The sequence below is a fragment of the Haloechinothrix sp. LS1_15 genome (genome assembly GCF_033042135.1).
GTDB lineage: Bacteria > Actinomycetota > Actinomycetes > Mycobacteriales > Pseudonocardiaceae > Haloechinothrix.
The window spans coordinates 316,332-338,331 of record NZ_WBXM01000003.1 but is presented as its reverse complement, the minus strand read 5'-3'; the positions used below and the strand labels follow the sequence as shown (position 1 = coordinate 338,331).

The 22,000-nt window shown below is 69.9% G+C and carries 18 protein-coding genes and 1 pseudogene; 6 read left to right on the top strand and 13 right to left on the bottom strand.

The window, feature by feature from the left end; translation table 11 throughout:
• Positions 1–9: 9 nt before the first annotated feature.
• The 4 genes from F8178_RS06795 to mraZ all read right to left on the bottom strand — a co-directional run bounded on the left by F8178_RS06795 (position 10) and on the right by mraZ (position 4,407).
• Entirely contained in the window at positions 10–2,016 is a 2,007-nt protein-coding gene (locus F8178_RS06795; RefSeq protein ID WP_317493799.1) for a penicillin-binding protein 2, read from the bottom strand.
• Positions 2,016–2,717 carry a septum formation initiator family protein gene (locus F8178_RS06790; RefSeq protein ID WP_317493798.1) on the bottom strand — a complete coding sequence of 234 codons (702 nt, stop codon included), beginning with the start codon at positions 2,715–2,717 and terminating at the stop codon, positions 2,016–2,018. The genes F8178_RS06795 and F8178_RS06790 overlap by 1 nt, the downstream gene beginning before the upstream one ends.
• Positions 2,718–2,739: 22 nt before the next feature.
• Positions 2,740–3,717 (bottom strand): 16S rRNA (cytosine(1402)-N(4))-methyltransferase RsmH, encoded by a 978-nt coding sequence (gene rsmH, locus F8178_RS06785; protein WP_317493797.1) that lies wholly within the window; start codon positions 3,715–3,717, stop codon positions 2,740–2,742.
• Between the two features lie 258 nt (positions 3,718–3,975).
• Positions 3,976–4,407: a division/cell wall cluster transcriptional repressor MraZ gene (gene mraZ, locus F8178_RS06780; protein ID WP_317493912.1), complete on the bottom strand. Its 432-nt coding sequence runs from the start codon at positions 4,405–4,407 to the stop codon at positions 3,976–3,978.
• A gap of 701 nt (positions 4,408–5,108) precedes the next feature.
• On the opposite strand from mraZ, the gene F8178_RS06775 reads away from it, so the two are divergent.
• The 3 genes from F8178_RS06775 to F8178_RS06765 are packed head-to-tail and all read left to right on the top strand — an operon-like array spanning position 5,109 to position 9,846.
• The gene (locus tag F8178_RS06775) at positions 5,109–6,044 is read left to right on the top strand and encodes a MoxR family ATPase (RefSeq protein ID WP_317493911.1); all 936 of its coding nucleotides are present in this window, start codon (positions 5,109–5,111) and stop codon (positions 6,042–6,044) included.
• A gap of 23 nt (positions 6,045–6,067) precedes the next feature.
• Positions 6,068–7,342: a DUF58 domain-containing protein gene (locus tag F8178_RS06770; protein ID WP_317493910.1), complete on the top strand. Its 1,275-nt coding sequence runs from the start codon at positions 6,068–6,070 to the stop codon at positions 7,340–7,342.
• A complete protein-coding gene (locus F8178_RS06765; protein WP_317493796.1) occupies positions 7,339–9,846 on the top strand; it encodes a DUF3488 and transglutaminase-like domain-containing protein in 2,508 nt (835 codons plus the stop codon). The genes F8178_RS06770 and F8178_RS06765 overlap by 4 nt, the downstream gene beginning before the upstream one ends.
• Positions 9,847–9,926: 80 nt before the next feature.
• On the opposite strand, the gene F8178_RS06760 is transcribed toward F8178_RS06765, so the two are convergent.
• The 3 genes from F8178_RS06760 to F8178_RS06750 form a co-directional block, all read right to left on the bottom strand.
• The gene (locus tag F8178_RS06760; RefSeq protein WP_317493795.1) at positions 9,927–10,340 is read right to left on the bottom strand and encodes a DUF3040 domain-containing protein; all 414 of its coding nucleotides are present in this window, start codon (positions 10,338–10,340) and stop codon (positions 9,927–9,929) included.
• Between the two features lie 165 nt (positions 10,341–10,505).
• Complete coding sequence (gene dinB / locus F8178_RS06755; RefSeq protein ID WP_317493794.1) at positions 10,506–11,792, bottom strand: DNA polymerase IV; 1,287 nt, start codon at positions 11,790–11,792, stop codon at positions 10,506–10,508.
• Between the two features lie 96 nt (positions 11,793–11,888).
• Positions 11,889–12,620 carry a methyltransferase domain-containing protein gene (locus F8178_RS06750; protein WP_317493793.1) on the bottom strand — a complete coding sequence of 244 codons (732 nt, stop codon included), beginning with the start codon at positions 12,618–12,620 and terminating at the stop codon, positions 11,889–11,891.
• 401 nt (positions 12,621–13,021) lie between these two features.
• Between F8178_RS06750 and F8178_RS06745 the strand changes: the two genes are divergently transcribed.
• Positions 13,022–13,933, top strand: a complete 912-nt coding sequence (locus F8178_RS06745) for a ParA family protein (protein WP_317493792.1) — start codon at positions 13,022–13,024, stop codon at positions 13,931–13,933.
• Positions 13,934–13,943: 10 nt separating this feature from the next.
• Positions 13,944–15,011, top strand: a complete 1,068-nt coding sequence (locus F8178_RS06740) for a quinone-dependent dihydroorotate dehydrogenase (protein ID WP_317493791.1) — start codon at positions 13,944–13,946, stop codon at positions 15,009–15,011.
• Between the two features lie 6 nt (positions 15,012–15,017).
• Here F8178_RS06740 and F8178_RS06735 read toward each other — a convergent pair whose 3' ends face one another.
• From F8178_RS06735 to pgsA, 5 genes and pseudogenes are all read right to left on the bottom strand, one after another.
• Positions 15,018–15,830, bottom strand: coding sequence for a phage shock envelope stress response protein PspM (locus F8178_RS06735; RefSeq protein WP_317493790.1), 813 nt, complete (start codon positions 15,828–15,830; stop codon positions 15,018–15,020).
• A gap of 167 nt (positions 15,831–15,997) precedes the next feature.
• A pseudogene (locus tag F8178_RS06730) lies at positions 15,998–16,723 on the bottom strand (PspA/IM30 family protein); the annotation flags it as partial.
• Between the two features lie 263 nt (positions 16,724–16,986).
• Positions 16,987–17,403 carry a helix-turn-helix transcriptional regulator gene (locus tag F8178_RS06725; RefSeq protein WP_317493788.1) on the bottom strand — a complete coding sequence of 139 codons (417 nt, stop codon included), beginning with the start codon at positions 17,401–17,403 and terminating at the stop codon, positions 16,987–16,989.
• A gap of 104 nt (positions 17,404–17,507) precedes the next feature.
• Positions 17,508–18,005 carry a CinA family protein gene (locus F8178_RS06720; RefSeq protein ID WP_317493787.1) on the bottom strand — a complete coding sequence of 166 codons (498 nt, stop codon included), beginning with the start codon at positions 18,003–18,005 and terminating at the stop codon, positions 17,508–17,510.
• On the bottom strand, positions 18,005–18,622 hold the full coding sequence (gene pgsA, locus F8178_RS06715) for a CDP-diacylglycerol--glycerol-3-phosphate 3-phosphatidyltransferase (protein WP_317493909.1): 618 nt from the start codon (positions 18,620–18,622) through the stop codon (positions 18,005–18,007). The genes F8178_RS06720 and pgsA overlap by 1 nt, the downstream gene beginning before the upstream one ends.
• A 185-nt stretch (positions 18,623–18,807) precedes the next feature.
• On the opposite strand from pgsA, the gene F8178_RS06710 reads away from it, so the two are divergent.
• Entirely contained in the window at positions 18,808–19,389 is a 582-nt protein-coding gene (locus F8178_RS06710; protein WP_317493908.1) for an amino-acid N-acetyltransferase, read from the top strand.
• Here the strand turns inward: F8178_RS06710 and F8178_RS06705 are convergent.
• Positions 19,361–21,877, bottom strand: coding sequence for a DNA translocase FtsK (locus tag F8178_RS06705; protein ID WP_317493786.1), 2,517 nt, complete (start codon positions 21,875–21,877; stop codon positions 19,361–19,363). The genes F8178_RS06710 and F8178_RS06705 overlap by 29 nt on opposite strands.
• Positions 21,878–22,000 lie beyond the last annotated feature (123 nt).

Below are 22,000 nucleotides of genomic sequence, written 5' to 3'. Positions count from 1 at the left end.
AGTGCGGGTTCAATCGACCACCAACGGCACCACGGGGGCCTCCTCGCTCGACAGCGGGACCTGGTAGCGCTGCATCAGGTACGAGGCCACATCACGGAACAACGGCGCAGCCGAGCTACCTTCCGGAATCGTGGTGTCCGGCGCATCCAACATGATCGCGATCACGAACTGGGGGTTGTCGGCGGGCACCGCCCCGGCGAAGGTGATGTTGAACAGCGACTGCGAGTACGCCCCCGTGGCCGGGTTGACCTGCTGCGCCGAACCGGTCTTGCCGGAGATCTGGTACCCGTCGATCGCCGCCATCGGCGCCGTCCCGCTGTCCTGACCGGGACCGTCCTGGATGGTCGCGCGCAGCATGTCGAGCACCGTGTCCGCGGTCTCCGGGCTGACCACCCTGCTCGTCTCCGCCTCCGGCTCCGGAACGCGCTCGCCGTCCGGATCCACCGTGTACCGCACCACACGCGGCTCGACCCGCACTCCTTCATTGGCCAGCACCTGGTACATGCTCGCCATCTGCACCACCGTCATCGACAACCCCTGACCGATGGGCAGGTTGCCGAACGTGGTTCCCGACCACTCCTCCAGCGCAGGTACGTACCCGGGGCTCTCGCCCGGCAGTCCGATCCCCGTGCGCCTGCCAAGCCCGAACCGTTCCAGCATCTCCGCGAAGCTCTCCTCCCCCAGCTCCTGCGCGAGCTGCAGCGTCCCGACGTTGGAGGACTTGGCGAAGATACCCGTCGTGGTCATCCCGATCACTCCGTGGGACCAGGCATCCCGCACGGTGTGATCGGCGACCTGGATCGAGCCAGGCACCGAGTGCACCTCGTCGGGGTCGGTGATGCCCTCCTCGATCGCGGCCGCCGCCGTGACGATCTTGTTCACCGAACCCGGCTCGAACGGCGTCGTCACCGCCGCGTTGTTGAGCTGCTCGTTGGTGGCGTTGCTGAAATCGCTCGGGTCGAAGGTACTGTCGTTGGCCAGCGCGTAGACCTCGGCGGTCTCGGCGTCCATGACCACGGCGCTGCCCCCGTTGGCGTCGGTGCGCTCGACGTAGTCGGACAGTCGTTCCTGCAGGTCGTGCTGCACATCGGAGTCCAGCGTCAGGTGCAGATCCGAACCGGCCACCGCAGGCTGGACGTCACGTTCGCTGCCGGGAATCACCACCGAGGGGTCGCCCTGCCGGGTATCGACCAGTTGCTGCCCCGGGCGACCGGCGAGGTCATCGTCTCGCAGATTCTCCAAGCCGACCCGGCCGTGCAGGTTGTGCTTGGAGACGTCCTCGTCCTCCATCAACCAGCTCGCGTATCCCACCACATCGGCGGCCACCCGACCGCTGGGGTACTCCCGGTGCGCTCGCTGCTCCTTGGCGATCTCCGGGTAACGCTCGGTGACCTCCTCAGCCACCGACGGCGGGACATCGTCGACGAGGAAGGTAAAGTTCGCCGGTTTGCGGAACTTCGCCAGCAATTCCTCCTTGCTGGTCAGCTCGGGAACCCGCTCGGCGATGTACTCCGAGATCTCGGTGATTCGCGTATCGAAATCCTCATCGGACTCCGGGTTCTCCCTGGCATGCTCCGCCCATTCCCTGCGCAGGCTGCGCAGGTTCACCTGCAAGGTGCGGGTCTCGACGCTGAACGCCAGCTCGATGCCGTCCCTGTCGAAGATCGATCCGCGCTGGGCAGGGATATTCATCACCGTCGTGCGCTGCCGCTCGGCCTGTTCTGACAACGCCTCGGCCTGGAACGCCTGCACGTGTACCAGCTTCAACGCGGTGATGCCGAGCACGACCACCAGCAGGACGCTCACCACCTGAAACCGGTTCACCCGCGCGCACCGAGCCGCACCTGCCCCGACACGGCGTGTCAGCCTGCCCCGCGCGGCAGGCTGGCGTTTGGCCTGCCCCCGCTTACGCCCCACGTTCTTGGCGGCGATCCGCTGCGCCTGCTTACCACTCCGGCCTGGGCGCGCCCCTGGCCGCCTGCCTGGCTGCTTGCCGCGACCGCTGCCGCCGCGCATCATTGCACCTCGGCGTGTTCGATCTGCTCGTCACTCTCCCCGCCGGAGGAGTCCACCGATTCCGGGTCGCCGAACAAGCTCACCTCTCCGTCGGGTTCCACCACGATCCTGGCGGGGTCGCCGGAGGGCACCATACCCAGCTCTCGCGCACGCTCGGCGAGCGAAGCGGGCGACTCCTGCCGGGTTACCTCCCGCTGCAACTGCTCAACCCGCTCGGCCAGCGCAGCGTTCTCCTCGCGCAACGACTCCAGCTGGTACGAGCCTGCGATGGCCTGAGTGGATAGCCACAGGGTGAAGGCCAGCCCAGCAGCGAGCAGCCCCATAACGACGAGCACGAACGCGCCACGGGAACGAGGCACGCACAGCCGCAGCAGCGAGCGCACACCCTGCCCCGTCGTCAACGGGGACACGTGCGACGCCACGGCCCCGTGACCGCCGTCGAGCAGCATCGCCGAACGTTGCGCCCGGCGAGCGTAAGCCTTCTCCGCGACGGAGCCGCGCCTGCTCGGCGTGGTGGCGGTGCGCGTCGCGCGCGGTTTCGTTGCGGCTGACCTGCCGGGGGTGGAACGGGCCGACGCGCGACGGTCGTTGCGCAACCGCGCGCTACGCTGCGCTGTGCGACCCGTGGACGCGCCACGGGACCCCCGCGGCACCTTCCTGGAGCCCCCATTACGCGTACGGGACCGTGCCGGTGCCGTCATCAGGCCACCTCCCGATCGCTCGTCATGCCGCTTCGACCAACCGCTCAGCCGCGCGTAGACGTACCGACGCCGAGCGCGGGTTCCGCTTGTATTCCTCCTCAGCAGCCTTCTCCGCTCCCCTGGTCAGCAGCCGTAGCTGCGGGCCGTGGCCGGAGAGCTCCACCGGTAACCCTTCCGGCGTGCGTGACCTCGCTCGCTCGCCCAGCTCGCGCTTGACCATGCGATCCTCGAGCGAGTGGTAGGCCAGCGCGACGAACCTCCCGCCGACGGCCAGCGCGTCCAGCGCCGCGGGCAACGCGTGGCGCAGCGCGTCGAGCTCCCCGTTGACTTCGATACGTAGCGCCTGGAACGTCCGCTTGGCCGGGTGTCCTCCGGTGCGCCTGCTCGCTGCGGGCACCGCGTCCGACAGCACCTGCACCAGCCGGGCACTGTTGCTGATCGGCTCCCGCTGTCGTTCCGTCACGATCGCCTTGGCGATGCGGTGCGCGAAACGCTCCTCCCCGTAGGACCGCAGGACCCGCACCAGCTCCGCCTGCGGGTAGGTGTTGAGCACGTCGGCCGCGGTCCGCCCCGCCCCCGGATCCATGCGCATATCGAGCGCGGCGTCGGTGGCGTAGCTGAAACCCCGCTCCGGCCGGTCCAGCTGCAACGAGGACACCCCGAGATCGAACAACACACCCTGCACCGACGTGAGACCGTGCTCGGCGAGCACATCCGGCATTGCGTCGTACACCGCGTGCACGAGATGGACGCGGTCACCGTGCCGCGCCAGGCGGTCCGCCGCGTGCCGCAGCGCTTCGGGATCCCGGTCGAGGCCGATCAGCGTCAGGGTCGGGTGCGCCGCCAGCAGGGCATCGGCGTGCCCGCCGAGCCCCACGGTCGCATCCACGATCACCGCATCCGGCACATCCAAGGCAGGCGCCAGCAGCGTCAGCACCCGGTCGAGCATCACCGGCTCGTGGGATGCCTCCTCCCGCTGCCCCGACGTGCCGCTGGCCATCGCAACCCCCTTCTGACTGGATCCGGACATTCCCGCACGCGTCGGACCGGTGTCCGCGGTGCCGTCACGGCCGATGCGGTCAGGTCCCCGCCCGCTCCGCCGCGAACCTGGTACCGGGGAAGTTGCACCAGGGTCCTACGAGCGGACAGAGGCCTCACTGCATCGACCGATGCGGCACCGTGCTCGCGCGAACCCGCGCCCCCCGACAGCGTGGGTACGGCGAGAACGTGGGAAGCCATGCCCACGTCGGCGGCCGCGCTAGAACACGCCGGGCAACACCTCCTCCTGCGCCTTCGCGTAGCTGTCCTCGTGTTGCTCGAGGTACTCGTTCCATGCCTGGGCGTCCCAGATCTCCAACCGGGTGATTGCTCCGATCACCACGCACTCCTTGGTCAGCCCGGCATAGCGGCGCAGCTCCGGCGCGATGGCGATCCTGCCCTGCGCGTCGGGACGCTGCTCATCGGTACCGGCGAAGAGGTAGCGCTGGTAGGCCCGGACCGTCTCGTTGGTGAACGGCGCTTCGGCGACCTTGCGCGCCATCTGCTCGAACTCCGCACGGGGGAAGACGTAGAGGCAGTGATCCTGACCTTTCGTGATCATCAATCCACCTGCCAACTCGTCCCGGTACTTCGCGGGCAGCGCCAGCCGCCCCTTGTCGTCGAGCTTGGGCGTGTGGGTGCCAAGGAACACGGCTCCCACCTCCCTACCGACCCTCGTGCTCGAGCCGGCCACGGGGCTCCCTTGCGCCCCACTGGGCACCACAATACCCCACAACCCACCACAGTCAACGCGGAATTGCCCGGATTACCTCGCCAGATCAGGGCGTTTTCGCAGTTCACCGCCAGCGTTGCCGTGGTGGGGGGCAGTGGGGCGCCGCTGCCGGACCTTCCCGGAACTGACCCGCAACGGGGATAGTGGACACCAGCCGGAACCGCACCCTGAAGCGCCTCAGAACCATCACGAGACGCCGCCCCCACCCTGCCGTGGGGGCTGGTGGGGACGGCCCGGCGAGGCAGCAACGGCTACGAGCCACCCTGGTTCTCAGGTGCACCGCCAGCGCCGCCACGAGGTTTGACACACTGCACGGTGAGGTATGGGGTTGGCTCGCACCGCTCCGGTGCACCGGATACTCCCGGTCACTGGCGCGAATGGGCTGTTCACGCCTACCGCGCCCTCGTTAGGGTCATCCGTACGTGTCGCGCCGGCTCGCCTGCCGGCGCTGGTCGCCTGGAGGTTGTGTGACATCGAGAGCCCAGCCCACGCCGCACGCTTCGACCACGGATCCCGGTGCGGTCACCTGGCAGGCGCCGAACGGTTCACACTCCGCCACCCGCGGCGGTACCCCGGCCCCTTCGCAGGCCAGCGGGTATCACGTTCCCGGTTTCGGAGAACTGCACGACACCGTCAACCGGATCGCGGGCAACGTCGAGCAGGTTCTGGTCGGCAAGACCGAGGTCGTCCGCATCGCCCTGGTCACCATGCTCTCCGAAGGGCATCTGCTCGTCGAGGACGTGCCGGGGGTCGGTAAGACCTCCCTGGCCAAGGCGCTGGCCCGTTCCATCGACTGCTCGGTGAGCCGCGTCCAGTTCACCCCCGACCTGCTGCCGAGCGACATCACCGGGGTGTCCATCTACAACAGGGAAACCGGCCGCTTCGAGTTCCGGCCGGGTCCGGTGTTCAGCCACATCGTGGTCGGCGACGAGATCAATCGGGCCTCCCCCAAGACCCAATCGGCGCTGCTGGAATGCATGGAGGAACGGCAAGCCACGGTGGACACCGTGACGTACCAGCTCGAACGGCCCTTCATGGTCATCGCGACGCAGAATCCCGTCGAGATGGAAGGCACCTACGCGCTCCCAGAGGCCCAGCGCGACCGGTTCACCGCGCGGATCTCCATCGGCTACCCCGACCAGCAGGCGGAGCTGGCCATGCTCGACGAGCACTCCGCGCACGATCCACTCGCCGACCTCAAACCGGTCTCCGATGCCCGCAGCGTGCAATCCGTCGTCGAGACCGTGCGGCGGGTCCACGTCGCCACCGAGCTCCGGCAGTACGCTGTGGAGCTGGTCACCATGACCCGGCAAGCCGCGGAGATCCGGCTTGGTGCGTCGCCACGCGCAACGCTGCACCTGGTTCGCGCGTCCAGGGCGCAAGCCGCGCTGGCGGGGCGCGAGTACGTGATCCCGGACGACGTGCACGCCGTCGCCATCCCGGTGCTGGCACACCGGCTGGTGCTCACCACGGAAGCGCAGGCCAGTCGCCACACCGGCGCGGATGTCGTGCGGTCGATCCTGAGCCGCGTCCCGGTACCGCGCGGAGCGCGATGACGATGCCGGGGCAGCTGCGAACCCTGCTGCGTGCGGTGCTCGGTCTCACCACGCGGGGGCGGTGCCTGCTCGCGGCCGGCCTGGCCGCAGCGCTGTGCGCCTGGGCACTGAACGAGCGGGAGCTGCTCCGTGTCGCGGCGTTCGTCATCACGCTGCCCCTGCTCGCCGTCGTGCTGCTGGCAGTGACCCAGGTCCGCATCCACGCCCAGCGCAAGCCGTTCCCCCAGCGGGTACCCGCCGGGGCGGAATGCGCCGTGCGGATCGATCTGTGGCGCAGCGGGCGGCTGCCAGCCGGGCAGACCATCATCACCGACGGCGTTCCCTACGGACTCGGCGCCCGACCACGCTTCGTGGTCCAGCGGCTGCCCCACGACAGGTCCGTCCCGCTGTCGTACCCCCTCCGCCCCGTACTGCGCGGCGTGCACCACATTGGCACGCTGCACGCGACGATCGCCGACCCCTTCGGGTTGTGCGAGGTCGACCGACCGTTGCTCGGCCCTTCGCGGATCACCGTGATCCCGGCCACCGTGGAACTGGCGGGCCTCCCGTTCGGCGGCTCGCTGGGCATCGATGATCGCGGCACGGCAGGCCGGGTCGCAGGCATCGGCGACCCCGACGCCGTCGTGCGCCAGTACCGGCACGGTGACGACCTGCGCCGGGTGCACTGGCCCTCCACTGCCCGCCGCGACGAGCTCATGGTCCGCCTCGAGGAACGGCCACGCCACGGCAGCACCACCATCATGCTCGACCACCGCGCCGCCGCCCACGCCGGAACCGGCACCACGGCCAGCCTGGAGTGGGCGGTGTCCTTCGTCGCGAGCGCCTGCCTGCGGCTGCGCCGCGGGGGACACGGCGTCCGGTTGGTGAACCACCTCGCCACCCCGCTGGCCGAACTACCGAGTCACGGCACCTCCGAACACGAGGACCTGCTGCTCGACGCGCTCGCCGAGGTGCGCGCATCGCACGAGCGGGAGATCACCACAGGCCACGACCCGGCAGGCGGCGGCGCGCTGATCGCCGTGCTCGGCGGGGTGGGGGAAGCCGCAGCCGAGCGGCTGTGCCGTCACCGCAGGCCGGGGGCGGCCGGGTTCGCGGTGCTGCTCGACACCCCGTCGTGGGCGGCTGACGGTACCGGGGACGGCGCCGACGGTGACGCGCCCGCGCTCAACGCGGCACAACAGTTCCAGGCCGCGGGCTGGGATACCTGCGTCGTCACCCCTGGGACGGACATGCATCAGGTCTGGACGCGGATCTGCACCAGCACGCCCCGGGCACCGGTCACCGGAGGGTCGCCATGAGCGCGCCGGACACCGGCACCACACGGTCGCGGGGCCGTTCCGCCGCGGCACACCGCAACGATGTGCTCGCCGGGATCCTGGCGGCACTGGCCACGCTCGCCTCCGCCACCGCCCTGGCGAGCGTGATCGCGGGCATCTGGTGGATCGCGGTCATCGCGGTTCCCGTGACGCTGGTCACGGGAACCGGCGTGGCGCTGCGACTGCTCGGCTTCCCCGCCATCGTCGTCGGGTTCGCCCAGCTCGGCGTGCTGGCCTGCGCGGTCACCGTCATGTTCAGCGACCACGGCATTGCCGCCGTGCTCCCCGGCCCCGCCGCGCTCGCCGACCTGAACGGGTTGATCCTCTCCGCGGGCGACGACATCCGCACGTCCTCCCCGCCGGTCGAAGCCACCGCCGGGATCCTGCTGCTCTGCACGCTCGCGATCGGTCTGGTGGCGATCCTGGTGGACACGCTGGCCGTGGCCACCGAAGCACCGGCCGCAGCCGGGCTCGCCCTGCTGTGTGTCTACGCGGTGCCTGCCTCACTGTCTTCCGAGATGCTGCCGTGGTGGTCGTTCGTGCTCGGAGCCTCGGCTTTCGCCCTGATGATCACCGTGCACGGCAACCATCGCCGCTGGGTGCCCCGCCAGGCGGACCGGCCGCGCGCCGCCGCGGCCGCACGGTCGATCCCCGCACCCGCGGCGCTGGTGTCCGTGGCGGTCGTCTGCGGCCTCCTCGCAGGCTCGGTGTTCACCGGTATCGGCACCGTCGGCAACCTGCCGGGACGGGACGGCCAGCAGAGCGGCTCCGCCGGTATGGGACTCGACCCCTTCGTCTCGTTACGCGGCATGCTCGAACAGAACACCGAACGCGAGCTCTTCCGTGTCGACGGTCTCGACGAAGAGCGGCAGCTCATGCGGGCGTTCACGTTGGACACCTTCCGACCCAAGGAAGGTTGGACCCTCGCTGACCGCGACTCGCTGCCCGCCGGGGTACCCGCGACCGAGCGGCTCCAGGTGGCAGGCGCCGATCCCGAGGGGCGCACCCAGAAGATCACCATCCGACCCGTGCAGTGGGAGGACGTCTGGCTGCCGATCTACGGCACGCCACTCGCGCTGGACGGGATCGGCGACGGCTGGTACTACGACGCGCTCAGCGGCGCCGTGTTCAGCGAACACCGCCAGCAGCCGCCCGAGTACACCGTGACCGCGCTGCTGCCCACTCCGGAAGCAGCAGAGCTCCGTACCGCCGCACCGCAACCCGCCGAGCCCGCCCCCGTCTACACCGAGCTCGCCGACGTCGACCCGCGCATCGTCGCCAGGACCGAGGAGATCACCGCGGGCGAGGACACTCCCTTCGACCAGGTCAGCGCGCTGTGGCAGTACTTCATGTCCGACGGGGGTTTCACCTACGACACCAGCACCGCACCGGCCTCCGACAGCGACGCCCTCGTCGACTTCGTGCTGCACGGCAAGCGAGGTTTCTGCCAGCAGTTCGCCTCGGCCATGGCGGTCATGGTGCGCACTCTGGACATACCAGCCCGCGTGGCACTGGGCTTCACCTCGGGCGAGCAGCGCGACGGGCAACGGGTGATCACCTCGCGCGACGCGCACGCCTGGGTGGAAGTGTACTTCGGCGAGGAGCACGGCTGGGTCGCTTTCGACCCGACGCCGCTGGACGACGGTCGGAGCACCGTCCCGCCGTACCTGGAGGTCGAGGGCGACCAGCCCCCTGGGCAGGACGACGAGGCCGCGGGCGCGCCGGAGGAACGCGCGGGCGAGAACGTCCCGCGTGACGAATCAGGATCACCGGACGCGGCGGCCAGCGAGGATGCGCACATCGCGACAGGGGTACTGTCCTCTGGCGCGCCGCCACCGTGGACACGCTGGTCAGGCGGGGTACTCCTGCTGCTGACCGGGGCTCTGGCCGCCGCGGCATCGCTCAGCAGGCGGCACACCCCGCGAGCACGCGCCACCGCTGCCTCCGGCATCCCACCGCGATGGCTGGCAGCTGCCGCGACGTGGTTGCCGGGAGCCACCGCGGGCACCGGTCTTCTGGGATCCGGACTGCTGCTCTGGCAGGTCTCGGGGTGGCTGGCGCTGGCGGCAACGGTCACCACGGCCTGCGTGGCTGCCCCGTGGCTGCTGCGGGACGGCAAGCGAATGACCAGGTTGCACACGCTGACCACCGATCCCGATCGCGCTCCCCGAGCGGCGTGGCAGGAGTTCCTCGACGAGTGCGCGGACCGGCGGATCACCATCGGCACGACAGAGACGGCACGCGCCGCGGCCCGGCGCGTCGCCGATCACATCCAGCTCGGTTCCGAAGCCGCCGAACAGCTCGACACGATGGTGGCCCGGTGGGAGCGAGCCTGGTATGGGCCGCAGGACGAGACCGCACGAGCGCGCAGCGGAAGCGAGCTGGCTACGGCGTTCGAACGACTACGTCACAGCCTGGCCACGAGCAGCCCGCTACCGCTCGGCAGCCGGGTACTCCCGCCGTCGGTGCTCACCTTCCGCGGCTGATTCCCCCGGGATGCGGCACCGGAGGCCCTGAGGCCGCTGGAAGTCGCTGAAGCCGCTGGAAAGGGTCTGGCGCTGGGCGCTCACCGGTCGTCGAAGCGGTGCTTGAAGCGCTGCTCCATCCGCTGCGCGAAGGAACTCCGCGATTCCTTGTCCTTACCACTGGAACCCGTCTGGTCGTTCTTGCCGTCCTCGTCGTCGGTCGGGAACGCCTGCGGCGGCCGCAGCGAGGCGATGGTGACCAGCACACCGATGAACATCATCAGGAAGCCCAGCACGCTCAGGTACGGCACCTCGGCCAGGCGCAGGTCGAGCATCACCCCGAGAGGCAGGCACACGGCACCCACGAGGAAGAGCGCCACGCCGAGGATCCGCTTGCGCCGGTTAGGCCTATGCACGCGGGTCCCGCGCACGCTCGTGGCGAACTTCGGGTCCTCCTCGTACAGGGCCTGCTCGATCTGCTCGAGCATACGCTGCTCATGCTCGGAGAGTGGCATCGTCCTCAACCTCCCGCAGCATGTCGCGCACGCCGCGCGGCGCAACTCGACGGATCCTGTCTGCCCACCAGCGGCCGGTGGTTTCACTGTCCAGGATACGAGCACCTCGCGTACGCGACTACCCTAACCGGCATTACACGTGTGTAGATTTCCCGACGCGACGGATCAACGCCGATCCTCGCCCCCGCTAGGCGGCAGCAAGGACGCCGGACGCACGGCTGCCGCACCGAAGCGGTGACGAGCATCATCCACCGCCACCTCGGCATCCCGCCACCGCGATCCGTCGGGGGCAAAGCTTAACTGTTCGCCGGAACGGGCATCCACGAGCCCCTCCGCACGCACCCCGAGTAGCCTAACCAGGGCACGGGGCGGGACGCACTCGCCGAGCAAGTCTCGGGCGCACCGGTAGATCTCCCGCGTCACATCCGTCGGCACCGGAACCGAACGCGATCGGGTGATCGTCGTGAAGTCCGCGAAGCGCACCTTGATGGCCACCGTCCGGGCACGAAGCCGCTTGCCACGCAGGCTCGACGAGACCCGGTCGGCTAGCCGCAACAGTTCCCTGGTGTGCTCGGCGCGGCTGTCGCGATCCGTGTCGAAGGTGTGCTCTGCCCCGAGCGACTTCTCGGGGGCATCGGCTACCACCGGCCGCGGGTCACGCGCCCACGCCAGGGCGTGGACATGACCTGCCGCGGCCGCGCCGATGGCACGCCGCAACCGCGGCAGTGGTGTGTGCGCCACATCGCCGATGGTGTGGACCCCGAGGCGCTCCAGCGATGCCGTGGTCCGGCCGCCGACCCCGTGCAGCGCCGACGCGGGTAGCGGGTGCAGGAACTCGAGTGCCCGCGCCGCAGGCACGGCCAGCATGCCGTCCGGCTTGGCCATGCTCGACGCCAGCTTCGCCAGGAACTTCACCGGGGCGATCCCGACCGAGCAGGTGATGCCGTACGCGGCAGCCACTTCCTCGCGGACGTCGGCGGCTATCCCTGCCGGTGTCCTGTCCAGACGGCGCAGTGCACCGCCGACGTCAAGGAAGGCCTCGTCGAGACTGAGCGGTTCGACCTGGGGCGTCACGGCCCGGAAGATGTCCATCACCCCGCGCGAGATCTCGCGGTAGGCACCGGGCGTCGGTGTCAACAGCGTCAACCTCGGGCAGCGCCGGTACGCCCCGGCCACCGGCATCGCCGAGTGCACCCCGTAGCGACGGGCGGGATAGTTCGCCGACAGCACCACAGATCGCGGCCCATCCCCCGCCACGATGACCGGCCGGTCGGCGAGTTCGGGGCGCGTCCGCAACTCCACGGCGGCGAAGAACGCGTCCATGTCGATGTGTAGCACGTGGCAGCCGGTGTCGTCCGGGCCTTCCCCGGCACCGACGTCCCCGGCCTGCCCTGCCTGCCGCGAAACCCGGAAACGCGCCAGCTCCGGTGGCAGCTCGGCGTTCCGGCCCATCGCGTGTCCCCTCCGGCATGTCACGACACCGTCCGTCGTGACGGCGCCACGACGGCACCACGCCAGCGCGATGCCGATGCCGCGCCGACGTCACACCTAGGTCACGCGGCGCGCCAGCACGTGCAGCCTGCTGGCGATGTCGCGTAGCGGCGGCGAGGCCGCCGTCGCGCGCTCGAACTCCGCGAGTTCGGGATCGTGCGTGTCGTGCGCGGAGTCCGGCACCACACCCTCACCTTGCACCAGCACGATATCGAGCCCGGCGGCGTGATGCAGCGCCCGCAAGCCGTCCACGTCGAACCTGCGCAGCAACGTCTCACCGTCGTCGTGCACCACGCCTGCCTGCGCAGCGTGCAGCTGGCGCGCCTCCGCGAACCTGCCTGCCAGGGCTTTGTGCAGCACCGCCCCGTGCTTGTTGGCCGTCAACACCGAGACAGCTCCCTCTTCGGTGACGGTCGCGGCCAGCGCCGCCATCGTCCCCGCCGGGTCGTCGACCACCTCGAGTAAGCCATGCGCCAGCACCAGATCGGCTGTACCCGGTTCGATCTCGGTGGCCAGCGCGTCCGAATCGTTGGCGACGACGGCGATGTGGTCGCGCACCCCTTCCTCGTCCGCGCGTCGCTGCAGCGTCGCGATCGCGTTCGGATTCGGCTCGACGACGGTCACCCGGCAGCCCTGCGTGGCCAGCGGCACCGCCCAACCGCCACTGCCACCACCGACGTCGACCACATGGGGATCGGCGTTGCCGCGCTCGCGCGCACGCGCCAGCTCCGCCTCGAGCGCGAGACCGACCGCGCTCGAACCGAGGACCGCCGAGGTGTCGTTTCGCATGGCCTCTCACCGTATACCTGTTCGCTCCGGACGATCTGCGCCCCGCCACGCCGGGCCGGGATTCACTCCGGTATGGCTGCGTACCCCGGGTGAATGCATCGATCGTGTCATGCCGCCGCGAGCGCTACGCAGCAGGTCAGCGAGCGCGTCCCTGGCAGCCTATGCTCCCGGGTGCGCACGCGCTCGCGCCACGCGGTCTCGCAGGTGGTGTCGGCAAGACCACCGTCACGCTGGGATTGCCCTCGGCCGCGCTGTACAGCAGGAACCGCCCACCCTCGACCCGGCTCTTATCGGCTCCGCCGCTGCACAACGGGCCTCGACAAGGCGGGCAGCCGCATCACAGGGGCCGGATCGGCCACCATGGGCGGTGCGAGTACGCACGAGCGGATACGCTCGGGGGCGTGCAGACCGTGGCGGTGCTGAGCCTGAAGGGCGGCGTCGGGAAGACGACCGTGGCACTGGGGCTTGCCTCGGCCGCGCTCCGCCGCGGCAGTCGCGCCCTCGTCGTCGATCTCGACCCGCAGTGCAACGCCACAACCACTCTCGATCCGCAGCAGTCCGAGTGCAACCTCTCGGACGTACTGGCCACCCCCCGGCCGCCCATACTGCACCAGGCCATCGCCCCCAGCGGGTGGAGCGACGACCTGCACGTGCTGGTCGGCTCCGAGGATGTCGAGGCGCTCAACGAGCCCGCCCCGACCTCGCGCACGCTGGAAGGCCTCGGCAGGGCACTGCACCTGCTGGACGGCACCGGCGAGCAGGGTCCCTATGACCTCGCAATCCTCGACTGCCCACCCTCGCTGGGCAGGTTGACGCGCTCGGCACTGACCGCCTCGCACGGCGCGCTGCTGGTCACCGAACCCACGATGTATGCGGTCTCCGGTGCCCGGCGCGCCTTCGAAGCCATCGAGAACACGCGCGCTGAGCACAACCCCCAGTTGCGCGCGCTCGGCGTGCTGGTCAACAAGTTCCGCAACCGGTCGCAGGAGCATCACTACCGCATCCAGGAGCTGCGCGAGAGCTTCGGTCCGCTGGTGATGCCGGTGGCGCTGCCCGACCGGCTGGCCGTGCAGCAGGCCTCCGGGTCATGCACCCCCATCCACGAGTGGCAGACCCCGGGCGGCCGCGAGATCGCGCTGGCGTTCAACCTGGTTCTCGCCCGCATCCTGCGGTCCTCACGCCGTGGCAGGCACCACCTGGAGCCACCCTCCGGCGACGCCGATGGCTGGGACGAGGTGTCGGGCGAACTCCGCGAGGAAGACGTGACCGACTCCGACGCCAGTGCAGGCACCGGCACGGCCTCGACGGGGTGATCGGTACCCGATGAGTGGGCGTCTCTTCCGGTCGCTGCTGCGACCCGCTTTGTACCAGCTGGCAGGTCGCGACCCGGAAACGGTGCACGAGCGTACGCTGGCCGCACTCGCCCGGCTCAGCGCCACACCCACCGCGCTGGCTGGGCTGCGCAAGCTCTACGCCGTCGACGCGCCCGTCACCGTGTTCGGCCTGCGGTTCGCCAATCCGGTGGGTCTGGCGGCCGGTATGGACAAAGACGCCGCGGCGCCGCACGCCTGGCCCGCACTCGGCTTCGGTTTCGCCGAGATCGGCACCGTCACCCGGTGGCCGCAGCCGGGTAACCCGCGACCGCGGCTGTTCCAGCTGCCGCGCAGCCGCGCGGTGATCAACCGTATGGGCTTCAACAACGCGGGTGCCGAGGCGCTGGCGGCCAGGCTCGCCACGGCCGGCAAATCCACCGTGCCGCTCGGGATCAGCATCGGCAAGTCGAAGGCCACCGACCTGGCCGATGCGGTGACCGACTACACGACCTCGCTGCGGCTGCTGCACCCCTACGCCGATTACGTCGCAGTCAACGTCAGCTCCCCCAACACGCCGGGGTTGCGGTCGTTGCAGGACCGTGGCGCGCTGGCCGAGTTGCTGGCCGAGCTGCGCAACGAGACAGCGCGCCTGGCCGAGCAGCGCGGCACCGGCCGTACCCCGGTGCTGGTGAAGGTGGCACCGGATCTCACAGAGGACGCGCTGGCCGAACTGCTCGACGTCTGCGCCCAACACGAGGTGGCTGGCATCATCGCCACCAACACCACGCTGGCCAGAGACGGCCTGCATCCGGCCGAGGCCGGGATGGCTGTCGAGACCGGGGGCTTGTCCGGCAGGCCGCTAGCGGCCCGCGCCGTGGAGGTGGTGCGGTTCCTCCACCGCACCACCGATGGCACCATGCCGATCATCGGTGTCGGCGGCATCTGCGTCCCTGACGACGCGCTGCGCATGCTCGACGCGGGTGCCAGCCTGATCCAGCTCTACACCGGTTTCGCCTACTCGGGACCCGGCCTGGTGAAGGGCATCAACAAGGCCATCGGGCGCGCTCCGGCCCGCTGAGGGCTGTCACCGCAGCTCGCGCAGCGCGATCGCCAGGCCAGCCACCCGGTCGGTGGCATCCACCAGCGCCTGGCGCGTGCCCTCATGGCCGGTATCGGTCGCCGCCACGGCTTGCCCCGCCGCCGCGACCAGGCTGCCGTACCCCTCCAGCCCATCCTCGAGCTGCTCGTGCAGCGTCGACAGCGCCGCGTCCAACGCGGCATGCTCCGATACCGGGGCGGACTCCCGTGCCCGCTCGATCGCCTCGATCCGTGCCGCGAGGCCACGCAACGCGTGAGCGGCCTCATCGGCCGTGCCGCGTACCCCGTCCGCCGGCGCACCCGCACCGCCGCCGTCTGCCGTACGCAACTGGGCCAGCAGCTCGTCGAGCGACGACTCGGCACGCGCGAGCCTGCGCATCGGTTCGTGCGCCGCCGAGCCGGGCGCGGGCAAACTGGCACGGGACCGCCCGGGCGGCACGCGTTGCCGGTGCAACGAACGCAGCCGGATCCCCGAGCGCACCGCGACCGCACCGAACGTGATCGACCCAGCCAGGGCAAGGAACACCATCGCCGTGAGCTGCCCGGCCGATACGGCACCCGCGACGGCTGCGAGGCCGAACAGCAGCGTGACCACCGTCCAGACCGTCAGCGCTCGCGAGGTACGCCGCTTGCGGCGTTCCAACCTGGCCGCTGGGTCGTTCCACCGCGCGAGCGACTCGCGGATATCGGCGACCACCGGCAGTTCCGCCAGCGGGTTCGGCTGTCGCGCGGCGGCAGGAGGCCCAGCCGAGGGCCGCTCTCCCGCTGCGCCCCCGACCTGCTGATGGTCACTCGCCATGGCCACCCACCCGCTCAGGCCTGCTTCTTCTGCTGCTCCGCTTCGACGCGCTTGCGGATCTCCTCCTGCACGCTCGGTCCGGACTGGCCGGCACCGGTACCGGACGACTGCTCACCGGACTCGATCGCCTGCCGGGACTCCTCCTGACCGGCGGTCAGCTCGCCGCTCGATTCCCCCTTCATCGACGCGCGGATCTGCTCCAGCCTGCTGTGACCCGCCAGCTGCGTGGTGGCCTGCTCCACCTCGAGCATCCGGCCCTGGGTGGAGTTCTGCGCGAGCTCAGCCTGACCCAGCGCGGTCGAGTACCGAGCCTCGATCTTCTCCCGCACCTCGTCCAGCGAGGGCGTGTTGCTCGGCGCGGCCAGCTGCGTCATCTGGTTCAACGACGCGGAGACCTGCTCCTGCATCTTCGCCTGTTCCAGCTGGGACAGCAGCTTGGTCCGTTCGGCAAGCTTCTGCTGCAACACCTGCTGGTTACGCTCCACCGCTTGCTTCGCCTGGTTCGCCGCCTGCAACGCCTCATCGTGCAGCGTCTTGAGATCCTCGATGCCCTGCTCCGCGGTGACCAGCTGCGCGGCGAACCCCTCTGCGGCGTTCTCGTACTCGGCAGCCTTGCTCTCGTCACCCTTCTCGCGGGCCTCCTCGGCGAGCGTAAGTGCCTGGCGAATCGATGACTGCAGCTTCTCCACCTCGGCGAGCTGGCGGTTCAGCTTCATCTCCAGCTGGCGCTGGTTACCGATCACCGAAGCCGCCTGCTGCGCCAGCGCCTGGTGGTTACTCTGGGCCTCTTCGATGGCCTGCTGGATCTGTACCTTCGGATCCGCGTGCTCGTCGACCTTCGACGAGAACGCAGCCATGAGGTACTTCCAGAACTTCACGAACGGGTTGGCCATCTCCTCCGCCTGCCTTCTCGCTGTGCCGGTCCTCTCATAGCCCGGTTCCGTCGCGCCCCCGGAGCGTACGGCACGCTCACGACGGGTAGCCATGGCACGAGCCGGGCCTGCTTCCATCGTGTCAGGTGACGGTGCCGCGTTCCAGATCACCCCGGGATAATTCCGGGCACTCCCGGATCACCCTCCGGGTTGGTGACAGAGCACACGGGCCGGACGTCCCTAGCAGCGTAGCCTGCGCGCACACAGCTGGTTGGAGAACACGGCTAGGCCAGCACGGCCGGTACGGAGCGTCCCTCCCCCGGGCGCTCGAAGCCGCCGCCCGTCCGAGAGCGCGTGGCCGTGGAGGCCATCGCGGTGGGCAGGCCGCCGCCCTCGGCCTCGACAGCGCCCTCCTGGGGCGGACGCTGGTGGCCGTCGAAGTCGGCGCCGTCGATCGCCATCGCTCCCAAGGCGTCGACATCCGAGGCGACCGAGCGCAGCAGTGTGGCCAATGGCATGTCGAGCGCATCGCAGATAGCCGCGAGGAGCTCGCTGGAGGCTTCCTTCTGCCCGCGCTCGACCTCGGAGAGGTAGCCGAGGCTGACCCGCGCGGCATGCGAGATCTCCCGCAACGAACGGCGCTGGTTCGTGCGGGCGTGGCGCAGACGATCACCAATCGCCTCGCGCAGCAGCACGGTCATCGCGGGGCCTCCCTTCCGATGTCACACCCGCTGTCAACGGTACCCACAGTCGCCCCCTCGGCGCATACGTGTACCACAGCTTCCGCCACAGGCGAACGCACAGGTCAGTGCAGATGTTCCCGGAGCAACTCGACAGCGGCCGCCACCGACGCCGCGCGGACCCCGGCACGATCGGCCGCCGAGCGCAGCGTGCGCACCGCCCGCACGCCCGGACCCGCCACCGCGAGGTGAACCGTTCCGCTGGGGATGCCGTCCTGCGGCCCGGGGCCCGCGACCCCGGTTACCGCGAGCCCCCAGTCGGCGCCGCAGACCGTGACCGCTCCCCCTGCCAGCTCCGTGGCCACCTCCGGATGCACCGGCCCGTGCCGCCGGAGCAGCTCGCCGTCGACCCCGGCGAGCCGGGCTTTCAGCTCCGTCGCGTACACGATCAGCCCGCCCCGCACGGCGGCGCTGGCCCCAGCGACCGACGTCAGCCGCGCGCACACCGCGCCAGCCGTCATGGACTCCGCGGTGGCCACAGTCTGACCACGCTCGATCAGCGACGTGATCACCTGCGTTGTGGTGGTATCCGCGGCATGGTCTCGCTGCCCGCCGCTTGCCATTACTCCTCCACCGTGGCGGAGTCGTCACCCCGACGCCGTGCCGCGGCCCGCAGCGCGCGCACCAGGTAATCGATCCCGGTCACCACCGTCAGCAACACCGCGAGCCCCATCACCGTCCAGCTCACCGGATCCAGCACCGAGGGAAGCGGCAGCAGGAACAGCAGCAGCGCCGCGATCTGCGCCGTGGTCTTGGCCTTGCCTCCCCTGCTGGCCGGAATGACACCGTGCCGGATCACGATGACCCGCAGCAACGTGACCCCGAGCTCGCGGGCGATGATCACGATCGTGATCCACCACGGGAGCTCGCCGAGCAGGCTCAGCCCGAGCAACGCCGCCCCGATGAGCGCCTTGTCTGCGATCGGGTCGACGATCTTGCCGAAGTCGGTGATCAGCCCCCGGCTACGGGCCACCCAGCCGTCCACCTGGTCGGTGAGCGCCGCCAGCGCGAACAGCGCGGTGGCCACCAGCCGCCACCCGTAGTCGCCGTCCTCTCCGCTGAACAGGGCGATGAGGAACAGCGGCACCAGTGCCAGTCGCAGCACCGTCAACAGGTTCGCGACGTTGATCGGCGACACCCGCTCCGGGCGGCTGCCCTCTCCCGGCGCTCCGGCTCCCACCGCCTCGTCACTCACGAGGCGGCTCGCAGGTCGGGCACGTCGGTGGCACGGACGCGGTCCGCGCCCGACGGCGCGGGCCCGGTGGGAAGAAGCATTCGTAGCGCAAGCACAACGGTCAGGGTAGCTTCCGGCCACGTGTGGTGTGTACGCGCTGCGGTCGGCGTTAGATTGATCCCGTGCCCACGATTCCAGCAGGCGCCCCTGGCGGACCCTTCGACAGCGACACCGATGACCCCGAGATCACTGTGCGGCGCGCGCGCATCGCCGACGTCGGCCGGATCAAGGCACTCGTCGACTCCTACTCCGGACGGGTGCTGCTGGAGAAGGAACTGGTCACGCTGTACGAGGACGTGCAGGAGTTCTGGGTGGCCGATCAGCGGGGTTCAGTGGTGGGTTGCGGCGCGCTGCACGTGCTGTGGGAGGACCTCGCCGAGATCCGCACGGTGGCCGTCGATCGCTCCGTACGGCGCCGCGGCATCGGCGACAAGCTCATCGTCCGGCTCATCGAGCAGGCAAGGGAACTGGGCCTGCCACGGATCTTCGTGCTGACCTTCGAGACCGAGTTCTTCTCCCGGCACGGCTTCGTACCGATCGAGGGCACCCCGGTGCCGCCCGAGGTCTACGAGGAGATGCGGCGATCACGGGATCCGGGCGTGGCGGAGTTCCTGGACCTGCCGTTCGCCAAACCCAACACGCTCGGCAACACCCGCATGCTGCTCGAGCTACCGCCGGACGGTCTCAGTCCTGGTCCGGTTCCTCCTCGCTAGGCCCACCCCGGATCAGGTCGAGCGCCGAGTTCACATCCTCCGGTTTGATCATTACCTCCCGCGCCTTGGACCCTTCGGACGGCCCGACGATCCCCCTGCTTTCCAACAGGTCCATCAGCCTGCCGGCCTTGGCGAAACCGACCCTGAGCTTGCGCTGCAGCATCGAGGTCGAACCGAACTGCGAGCTGACGACCAGCTCCGCGGCCTGAAGCAACACGTCGAGGTCGTCGCCGATATCCTCGTCGACCTCCCGCTTCTCCGCGGCCTTGGCTGCGGTGACCCCCTCGGTGTAATCCGGCTCGGCCTGTTCCTTGACGAACCGCACGATCTCGGTGATCTCGCTGTCGTCGACGAACGCCCCCTGGAGCCGTGCCGGCCTGCTGGCTCCCATCGGCAGGTAGAGCGCGTCACCCATACCGATCAGCTTCTCGGCACCCTGCTGGTCCAGGATCACCCGCGAATCGGTCAGTGAGGAGGTGCCGAACGCCAGCCGGGACGGCACGTTCGTCTTGATCAGACCCGTCACCACGTCCACTGATGGTCGCTGGGTGGCCAGCACCAGATGGATGCCTGCGGCTCGGGCCTTCTGGGTGATCCGCACCACGGCGTCCTCGACGTCGCGGGGGGCGGTCATCATCAGATCCGCTAGCTCATCGACGATGGCGAGGATGTAGGGGTACGGGCGGTACTCGCGCTCGCTGCCCGGCGGCGCGGTCACCTCACCCGAACGCACCTTGGCGTTGAAGTCGTCGATATGCCGAACCCGGCTGGCCTGCATATCCTGGTAGCGCTGCTCCATCTCCTCGACCAGCCAAGCAAGGGCGGCCGCGGCCTTCTTTGGCTGGGTGATGATCGGCGTGATCAGGTGCGGGATCCCCTCGTACGGGGTCAGTTCCACCATCTTCGGGTCGATGAGGATCATCCGGCACTCGTCCGGGGTGGCACGGGCCAGCAGCGACACCAGCATCGAGTTCACGAAACTGGACTTACCCGAACCGGTCGACCCGGCGACCAGCAGGTGCGGCATTTTCGTGAGGTTGGCGGTCACGAACTGCCCCTCGATGTCCTTGCCGAGCCCCATCACCAGCGGATGGCTGTCGGCAACCGCCTCCTGCGAGCGCAGCACGTCACCGAGGTGCACCTTCTCCCGATCGCTGTTGGGCACCTCGATGCCCACCGCCGATTTCCCGGGGATCGGCGCGAGCAACCGCACGTTGTCGGTGGCCACCGCATAGGCGATGTTCTTGGTCAGCGCGGTGATCTTCTCGACCTTCACCCCGGGGCCGAGCTCGACTTCGTACCGGGTGACCGTCGGTCCCCTGACGCAGCCGGTGACGTCGGCGTCGACGTTGAACTGGTCGAGGACCCCGCGGATCGCCTCGATCATGGACTCGTTGGCCTTGCTCCGCCCCTTCGGCGCACCACCCCGTGTCAGCAGGTCGAGCGGCGGCAACGTGTAGTCCCCCTCGACGGTGCGGGTCACCGAGATCGTGGGCTCCGGCTGCTGGTTCCCGGTGGTCTTCTTCCTCCCGGCGGTCGGCGCGGACGCCTGCTGTTCCGCGGTGCCCGCAGCGGTTCCCGCGGCAGCGGCCGCGCCGGATCCGTCGTCGACGGCGGGCAGCTCCGCGGTGTCGCCCGCGCCGGTGCCCTGCCGCCTGCGCGCGGGCTTGCGCAGCCGCACCGACTCCGGATCCGCCTCGGCGTCGCGCCCCCGGTCCCGTCCCGTCGCGGTCGAACCGGACGCCGACCGCTCGGCCTGCGCCTCTTCTGGGTCCATGCCCCAGGTGCGCAGCCGTTCCGGGATCTGCCGCACCGGCGTCGCGGTCAGCACGAGCACCCCGAACAGCAGCGCGAGCACCAGCAGCGGAACCGCGACCCACCAGGTGACGCCGCGCGCGAGGAAGTCGCCTGCCAGCCAACCGACCCAGCCACCTGCGAACATGATGTCCTCGTGTTCACTCGGCCTGCCGAGGAACAGGTGCAGCAGGCCGAGGGTGGCTGCCGAGATGATCAGCGAGCCGATCACCAACCGGGGGCGCGTTTCCCTGCGAGGTTCGGTTCGCATCAGCAGCGTCGCCACCAGCACCAGCACCAGCGGCAGGAACAGCGCGCCCGCGCCGAATACGCTCCGTGCGGCGATATTCACCCAGTCCCCGACCGGACCTGCCGCGCGCACCCACACGCCGACGCCGGCGACGAGCGCGAACGCGAGTAACCCGAGGGCCAGCCCGTCCCTGCGGTGCTCCGGCTCAAGTTCCCTGGTGCGGCCTACGGTACGCGCGAGCCCGCCGATTCCCTTCGCCGCCACGTTCCAGCTCGCGCGGATCGCTCGGCCGAACCCGCCGGAGGAACGGGAGGATCGCTTGCGCGCACCGCCCTTCCGCGCGTTCGAACCGGTACGTGTCGCGCCCCCCGCCTTGCGCGAACGGCTGGCCGTACCCGTCGCGCGGGCGCCGCGTCGCTTGCGTGTTCCGGTTCCGCTCGCCATACCCTTGTGTGTATCAGAATCCCGGGGTGACATGGGGGCGGACAGGCCGTCAACGGGCGACCGAACCCGCCACATACCATGAAAAACCCGGATCGCGGCCCACGAAACCGGCGTCCGTGCCGG